Here is a 6,012-nt window from a genome sequence, read left to right on the forward strand (position 1 = left end):
ATCTACGAGACGGCCCACGGCATCTCCCTGGAGATGACCAGCTGGCTCTGGAGCTTCGGGGTGCTGTGCGAGATCGCCATGCTTTACTGGCAGGGCCCCCTGCTCAAACGGGATCTGCTCGGTCTCATCGAGTTGTCAGTGGCCACGACGGTGCTTCGCTGGGCTATTCTCTGGCTCTGGCCCGATTCCCTGCCGGCCGCCTTCGCCGCCCAGTCCCTGCACGCGTTGAACTTCGCCCTCTACTACACCGCGGCCATCGCCTACGTCTACGATCTCTATACCCAGAAAAAGCTGGCCCAGCAGTTTTTTCTGGGGATTACCTTTGGCCTGGGAGGTTCCGTCGGAGCGGTGCTGGCAGGATGGGTCTATGAGAAAGACCCCTCATCGCTTTTCCTCTTTGAAGCGATGATAGCCCTGGCCGCCTGGGGAGCCATCCGTCTCCACCGCTACCGAAAGGCCCGGCATGCCTGAAATCCAAGCAGTGATCCTGGCCGGAGGTCGAAGCCGTCGTATGGGACGGGACAAGGCCCTGCTCCCTTTTGGCGGATATTCCACCCTGGCCCAATACCAATACGAGCGCCTGAGAAAGATCTTTCCCAAAGTCTACATCAGTACCAAAATCGACAAGTTCCCCTTCCGCGCCCCTCTCATCCTGGACCAAGAGGAAGAGAGTTCTCCCATGATCGCCCTGGCTTCTATTCTCAAAACTATCGAACCCGAAGCCGTCTTTATTCTTGGGGTCGATCTGCCATTTGTCGACAAGTCCATCATCCACAGCCTCCTGCAATCTTTTGCCGACAACCCGAAAGCCGAAGCGGTGGTCCCGGTCACCCCCGCAGGAGCTGAACCCCTCTGTACCATCTATACCCGGCGATTGCTTCCGCGGATCGAGGATTCACTCAATCTAGGGGAGCATCGTCTGCAAAGCCTCTTTGAAACGGAAAAGATTCTCCGAGTCCCTTTCAAAGAAACAACCTCCTTCGCCAATCTCAATCGGCCCGAGGAGTATGAAAAAGCGGTGAGGAGAGTGAGGAGTGAGGAGTGAGGAGTGAGGAGTGAGGAGTGAGGAGTTTAAACTATCTGACAATATTTATCAAGTCATCATCTTCCATCTTCCATCTTCCATCTTCCATCTTCCATCTTCCATCTTCCATCTTCCATCTTCCATCTTCAATCCTTCCCGCATCCCCGGCACTCCATCGATTCGCCGATCAGTGTTTTTGAAAACTCCAGAAATTTATAGAAAAGATCACTGCGATATTTATCTTTGTGATAAATAGCATAAAAGTGACGACGACAGTCGAAGTTTTTCAGATTCACTTTGTGTAGGATTCCCTCTTCGAGTTCCTCGCTCACGGCCAAGGCTGAGATACAGGTGAGGGCCTTGCCGCTCTTCATCAGACTCTTGATCGATTCGGTATGGCCCAGTTCCATGAAGATATTGAGTCTCGGAACCTTCTCCTTGATATAATCCAGAAAGACTGCCCGGGTCCCGCTCCCTTCCTCCCGCAGAACCCAACGCTGATCCGCCAGTTCGTCGATATACCAGCTGCGTCCGGCGATCTCTTTGTTAGCTGTCACGACAATCAATTCATCATCCCCGATCACCTCTTTGATCAGATCCGGATCTTCCACTTCCCCTTCGACAAAGCCCATATCCAGCTCCCCTTGTTTCACCATCTCAGCGATCTGAAGGGTGTTTCCCTCTTTGAGCTGAACCCGGACATCGGGATACTCCCCCATATAGCGGCAGGCGATGGGAGGAATCAGGTAGTCCACGATGGTGGTACTGGCCCCCACCCTGACGGTCCCTTTGTCCTCGGTATTTTGAAACTCGTACTCAATGTCTTCGAGCTTGCGATAGAGGGGCTCCACCGCCTGATGAAAATTGCGGCCCACTTCATTGAGGATCAACTTTTTGTTCAGCCGATCGAAAAGGGGCCGGCCGATGATATTCTCCAGCTCCTTGATGGACATGGAGACCGCGGACTGGCTCAGTCCCATAGATTTGGCGACATTGGTCAGATGCCCCTGTTCCACCACGTTCAAAAATATTTCAATCTGTCGAAGGGTCAGTTTCATGTTTGTGGCTCACTTTGATTGGGTTGAAGAGATTCAACAGTTAATTTTATTTCCAATAATATCAGAAAAATATTATACTTCCGAAAATTTCATCAAAATTACTTAACAAAAGGAGCCCCCAAATGGCTTTTTCTCCCGAAAATCGCAAAGGCACCCTCAGCGGCATCGTCTTTGTCGCCCTGGTGGCCGCCTCTGCCACCTGGATCGCCGGGCTGGGGCCCGTCAAGGCACTGGGTCTCTCCCCCCTGGTCGTCGGTATCGTCATCGGTATCTTCTATGCCAATACGCTGCACAACCACTTCCCCCCTGCCTGGGAGAGCGGGATTACCTTCTCTGCCAAAAAGATCCTCCGTTTCGCCATCGTCTTCTACGGCTTTCGAATCACCTTTCAGCAGATCGCCGATGTAGGATTGGAGGGCTTTCTCGTCTCGCTGACCATGCTCACCACTACCTTCATCCTCGGAAGCTGGCTGGGGATGAAACGCTTCGGCCTCGATCGGGATACGGCGATGCTCACCGCTTCGGGGGCCTCCGTCTGTGGTGCCGCAGCCGTCCTGGCGACCGAACCGGTCCTCAAGGCGGAGGAGTACAAGGCGGCAGTCGCCGTCAGTATGGTGGTTCTCTTCGGCACCGTCTCCATGTTTCTCTATCCGTTGCTTTATGCCGGTCTTTTTCAACATGCCCAGGGATTCCTGCATCTCAGCCCCGAACAGTACGGCATCTATGTAGGCGGGACGGTTCACGAGGTGGCCCAGGTGGTCGCGGCTGCGGGGATCAACGGTCCGGGCACCGAGATGGCCAACAACGCCGTCATCGTCAAAATGACCCGGGTCCTGCTCATCGCCCCGATGCTGATCCTTCTGGGACTCTACCTCTCCCGCAAAGCGGCTCGAAGCGGAGGGGGCGAAGGGGCGGTGGTCAAACTGGTCATCCCCTGGTTTGCCGTCTACTTCCTGGGAATGGCCGCCTTCAACTCCCTGCAGATTCTACCGGTCGCTCTGGTAGGCTGGATCAACAGCGTCGATACCTTTTTGCTGACCATGGCGATGACCGCTCTGGGGATGGGGACCCGTTTCGCCAAGTTCAAAGGGCTGGGGATGGCCCCCCTCTACACCGCTTTGGGGATGTTTGTCTGGCTGGTCCTCGGAGGCTTTGTCGTGGTCAAGGTGATCACGGCGATTTTCTAATCGAAATTCTCAATCAAAAGCTTATTTTCGCCGGCGATAGCTCAACGCCTCGAGCAACGCTTTGCGGCCGATTTTTTCCGACCCCTCCAGATCGGCGATGGTCCGGGCTACTTTTTTGATACTGACAATGGAGCGGTGGGAGAGGGCGAAGCGTTGAACCGCCTGAGCCAGAATCTGCTCCGCCTCCTGATCCAGACGACAAAAACGCTCTACCTCCGCTTCGCTCAATTTACCGTTGAGTCGCTCCTGCCCCCGCTCTTTCTGCCGTATAAACGCCTCCAAAACCCCCTCATGCATCTGAGCCGAACTGACCGACCCCCGATCCTCCGCCTCGACCTCCTGCATCGTCACGAAGAGATCGATCCGGTCCAGAAAGGGATCGGAGAGACGGTTGCGATAGCGTTTGATCTCCGCCTCGCTGCAGCGGCAGGCCCGCTCTTTGGCCAGTAGATTACCACAAGGGCAGGGATTCATGGCGGCGACAAACATAAAATCCGCTTCGTAGCTGACTTTGCTGTTGACCCGGGCGATATGGACCCGACGGTCCTGCATCGGCTCCCTGAGAGCTTCCAGGACATTCTTGGAGAAATGGGGCAACTCGTCAAAAAAGACCATGCCATGGTGCGCCAAGGCAATTTCACCGATTTTTGCCTGATGCGTACCCCCGCCGAAGATCGACGCGGAAGTCGCCGTGTGATGGGGCGCACGTGCCGGACGCAGCGGCTGAAAATCGGGGATTTGACCGTCGAGGAACTGATGTTTGGCCACCGCCAGCAGCTCCTCCTCGGTCAGGGGAGGCAGGATATGGCGCAGACGCTTGGCGATCATACTCTTGCCGCAGCCGGGGCTCCCCTCCATCAGGAGATTGTGCATTCCCGCTGCCGCAATGAGGGCTGCCCGCTTGGCCAGCTCCTGCCCCTTGACCTCGGCGAAATCCTCCGGATACTCCCGGCGATAGAAGTAGCGCGTTCCCTTCAGCTCCAGCACCTCCCCCTCGTAGTCGCTCCCCTCGGGCGTAACGATCCCGGGCTCTCCCCGCAGCGCCGCGATCGCCTCCTGGAGATTGGCCACCGGCAGATACTCGATCCCCGGAATGTGCCGCAGATACTCCATCGCCTCAGCCGGAACCATCGCCCGGCGGATCTTTCCCTGCTCCTTGAGCGAAAGCAGGAGGGGAAAGAGTTGGGAACTGCTTTTGATCCGACCGTCGAGCCCCAGTTCGCCGAAAACATAGAGATCCTCCCGCTCGATCGACTCTTTGTTCAGGGCGATCAGGAGGGCGATAGGGAGATCGAAATGGGTTCCCGATTTCCGGGCGTCACTTGGGGCGAGATTGACGGTGATCTTCAGCGGCGGGAAGACAAATCCGTTGGTAATCAGGGCCGCCTTGACCCGCTCTCTGGCCTCCTGGATATCGTTGCCGGCCAATCCCACCACACTGAAGCCGGGTAATCCTTTGGTAAAGGTGGCCTCCACGGTGATGGGGCGGACCGTCACCCCCTCCAGCGTGGCACTGGCGATTGTATTGATAGCTACCGTCTCCGATAACAGCGCCTCTTTCGTTTCCACTGTTTCTCTCTTTTCAACTGTGCTCATTCTGCAAGTATGCACAGATTATAACACCATAGAGAAAAAAATGACGAATTGAAATATAAAAGCGGGGAAGCGTGGGGAAAGGGGAGGGGTGACTACTTTTTCTTGAGACGCTTTTTCCACTCTTTTTCGAACTTTTTCCGTTTGAGCAGCGAGAGCTTCTCCACGAAAACCTTGCCGTCGAGATGATCCATCTCATGCTGGAGGGCGATGGCAAGAAAATCATCGTCGTCGATGATGTACTTTTTGCCGTAGCGGTCCTGATACTCGATCCGAACAGCCTTGTGACGCTCCACCTCTTCGAAATAGCCGGGAACCGAGAGGCATCCCTCCTGGTAGCGGGTTTTCCCTTCGGCCTCCAGAATCACCGGATTGATCACTTCGAGGGTGTTCTCTTTGGGCTGCTGCTCCCTGGGATCCTCCGAATCGGTTTCTACCGGGACATTGATGATGAGCACCCGCAAAGGCACTCCCACCTGGATTGCCGCCAGACCCACACCGTTTTTGGCGATCATCGTCTCGTACATATCGTCCAGCAGGGTATGAAGCTCCTCATCGAAGTTCTCCACCGGTTGGGAGATCTCCTTGAGGCGTTTGTCGGGATAGATGACAATCTCACGTATCATAGGGTTTTACTCCGCAAAGCTTTTAGTCAGAACCTTGTCGATCAGGCCATACTCCTGGGCCTCCTGGGCCGACATGAAGTAGTCGCGCTCCGTATCCTTTTCGATCTTTTTGACGCTTTTACCGGTCTTTTCGGCCAGGATCTCGTTGAGATAGCTCTTCATCCGGAGGATCTCCTTGGCCTGGATGGCGATATCGGTCGCCTGGCCCTGGGCCCCGCCGAGGGGCTGGTGGATCATGATCCGGGAGCTGGGCAGGGCGTAGCGTTTGCCCTCGGCCCCGCAGGCCAGGAGGAAGGCCCCCATACTGGCTGCCTGCCCGATGCAGATGGTGGTGACATCAGGTTTGATGTAGTTCATCGTGTCGTAGATGGAAAAACCGCTGGTGATGACCCCGCCGGGGGAGTTGATATAGAAATAGATATCCTTGTCGGGATCCTGGGCCTCCAGAAAGAGGAGCTGGGCCACGATGGAGGAGGCGACGGCGTCGTTGACCTCGCCGCTGAGCATGATGATCCGGTCTTTGA

Annotated in this window: 7 protein-coding genes; 3 read left to right on the plus strand and 4 right to left on the minus strand. The window is 55.7% G+C overall.

The window, feature by feature from the left end; genetic code table 11:
• Both F8I07_RS08835 and F8I07_RS08840 read left to right on the plus strand, forming a co-directional pair.
• Positions 1–471, plus strand: a 471-nt coding sequence (locus F8I07_RS08835; RefSeq protein ID WP_292658524.1) for an MFS transporter, incomplete at its 5' end; no start/stop codon positions are given.
• Complete coding sequence (locus tag F8I07_RS08840) at positions 464–1,045, plus strand: NTP transferase domain-containing protein (RefSeq protein WP_292658526.1); 582 nt, start codon at positions 464–466, stop codon at positions 1,043–1,045. The genes F8I07_RS08835 and F8I07_RS08840, both read left to right, overlap by 8 nt.
• A gap of 125 nt (positions 1,046–1,170) precedes the next feature.
• On the opposite strand, the gene F8I07_RS08845 is transcribed toward F8I07_RS08840, so the two are convergent.
• The gene (locus F8I07_RS08845; protein WP_292658528.1) at positions 1,171–2,082 is read right to left on the minus strand and encodes a LysR family transcriptional regulator; all 912 of its coding nucleotides are present in this window, start codon (positions 2,080–2,082) and stop codon (positions 1,171–1,173) included.
• 122 nt (positions 2,083–2,204) lie between these two features.
• On the opposite strand from F8I07_RS08845, the gene F8I07_RS08850 reads away from it, so the two are divergent.
• On the plus strand, positions 2,205–3,269 hold the full coding sequence (locus F8I07_RS08850) for a YeiH family protein (protein ID WP_292658531.1): 1,065 nt from the start codon (positions 2,205–2,207) through the stop codon (positions 3,267–3,269).
• Between the two features lie 21 nt (positions 3,270–3,290).
• Here F8I07_RS08850 and F8I07_RS08855 read toward each other — a convergent pair whose 3' ends face one another.
• The 3 genes from F8I07_RS08855 to F8I07_RS08865 all read right to left on the minus strand — a co-directional run.
• Complete coding sequence (locus F8I07_RS08855) at positions 3,291–4,838, minus strand: YifB family Mg chelatase-like AAA ATPase (RefSeq protein WP_367264512.1); 1,548 nt, start codon at positions 4,836–4,838, stop codon at positions 3,291–3,293.
• A gap of 119 nt (positions 4,839–4,957) precedes the next feature.
• Positions 4,958–5,488: a peptide deformylase gene (gene def, locus F8I07_RS08860; RefSeq protein WP_292658536.1), complete on the minus strand. Its 531-nt coding sequence runs from the start codon at positions 5,486–5,488 to the stop codon at positions 4,958–4,960.
• 6 nt (positions 5,489–5,494) lie between these two features.
• Positions 5,495–6,012 (minus strand): ATP-dependent Clp protease proteolytic subunit (locus tag F8I07_RS08865; protein WP_292658539.1); only part of this gene is annotated, 518 nt, incomplete at its 5' end.

The organism is Nitratifractor sp. (assembly GCF_015487065.1).
Taxonomy (GTDB): Bacteria; Campylobacterota; Campylobacteria; order Campylobacterales; family Sulfurovaceae; genus Nitratifractor.